Source organism: Deinococcus sp., from assembly GCF_030523985.1.
Lineage (GTDB): Bacteria > Deinococcota > Deinococci > Deinococcales > Deinococcaceae > Deinococcus.
In genome coordinates this window covers 1-1,574 of the sequence record NZ_JAUNHK010000215.1, presented here as the reverse complement: position 1 = coordinate 1,574, position 1,574 = coordinate 1, and the positions used below count along the sequence as shown (strand labels likewise).

The 1,574-nt window shown below is 64.4% G+C and carries 1 protein-coding gene; it reads left to right on the top strand.

Annotated elements, in window-relative coordinates; all coding sequences use genetic code 11:
• Nucleotides 1–22 precede the first annotated feature (22 nt).
• On the top strand, nt 23–1,574 hold a 1,552-nt coding region (gene glgP, locus Q4C89_RS15090), incomplete at its 3' end, for an alpha-glucan family phosphorylase (RefSeq protein WP_303103440.1).

The following is a 1,574-nucleotide window of genomic DNA, read 5'->3' as shown; positions in this document are numbered from 1 at the left end:
CAGGTCGTGTAATCTTCATCACATGAACGTCATCGGCAAGGTCACGGTGCTGCCGCAGCTTCCTGCACCCCTGGCACGGCTCTCGGAACTCGCGTACAACCTGTACTGGTCGTGGACGCCCCATGCCCAGGCGCTGTACCAGGAACTGTCGCCCGAACTTTGGGAGCGCTTCCAGCACAACCCCGTGCGGCTGCTGCTGGAAGTGTCGCAGGACAAGCTGGACGCCGCCGCTGGGGACGCCGATTATCTGGCCCGCTACGGGCAGGTCATGGCCGACTTCGACGCTTACATGGACAAAAAAGACACCTGGGCGGTCAGCAACGCCGCGCAGATGAAGCCCGTCGCCTACTTCAGCATGGAGTACGCCTACCACGAGTCGCTGCCCATCTATTCGGGCGGTCTGGGCGTGCTGGCGGGCGACCACTGCAAGAGCGCGTCCGACCTGAACATTCCCTTCACGGCAGTCGGGATGCTCTTTCACCAGGGCTACTTCCGCCAACTGTTCGACAAGGACGGCTGGCAAAACGAAGCCTACGACGAACTCGACCTGACCACCCTGCCCATCAAACCCGCGCTGAACGAGGCGGGCGAAGAGGTGCGGGTGAGTGTGCGAATTGCCGGGCGCGAGATTGCCGTCAAGGTGTGGACGCTGCAAGTCGGACGTATTCGGGTGCTGCTGCTGGACACCAAACTGCCCGAAAACAGCGAGGACGACCAGAAGCTGACCGCACGGCTCTACGGCGGCAATCAGGAACTCCGTATTCAGCAGTACGTGCTGCTGGGCGTGGCGGGCATTCGGGCGCTGCGGGCGCTGAACGTCCCCGCCGAGGTCTACCACATGAACGAGGGCCACGCCGCGCTGATGGCGCTGGAACGGATGCGCGAGTACGTGGCGGGCGGCCTGGACTTCCGCACCGCCGCCGAGACCGCCGCCAGCAGCACCCTCTTCACCACCCACACTCCCGTCGCGGCGGGCAACGACGCTTTCACCTACGAACTGATGGACAAGTACATCGGCGAGTGGCCTGGGCTGCTGCACGCGGGGCGCGACGAGTTGTACGGGCTGGCCCGCCACGACCAGAACTGGGACGGTCACATGGTTCCCGCCTTCTCCATGACCGTCTTCGCGCTGAACATGAGCCGCGCCGCCAACGGCGTGTCCGAGCTGCACGGCGAAGTCAGTCGGGGTATGTGGAGCTTCCTCTACCCCGGCGCGGAGGAAAACGAAGTGCCGATTGGACATGTGACCAACGGGGCGCACAACCTGACCTTCACCAGCCAGAAGATGCGCGACCTGCTCTCCACCGTGCTGCCCGCCGATTGGACGGAGCGCCTGGAAGACGAAGCGATGTGGCAGGCGGTGGAGCAGCTCAGCGACGCGCAACTCAGCGACGTGCAGCGCGAGATGAAGCGCGAGATGATTGCTTTCGTGCGCGGGCGCGTGCGTGAGCAGTTACAGCGCAACGGGGCCAGCGCCGCCGACCTCGCCGCCACAGACAAATTGCTGGACGAAAACACCCTCACCATCGGCTTTGCCCGTCGCTTTGCCACCTACAAGCGGGCCACGCTGCTGC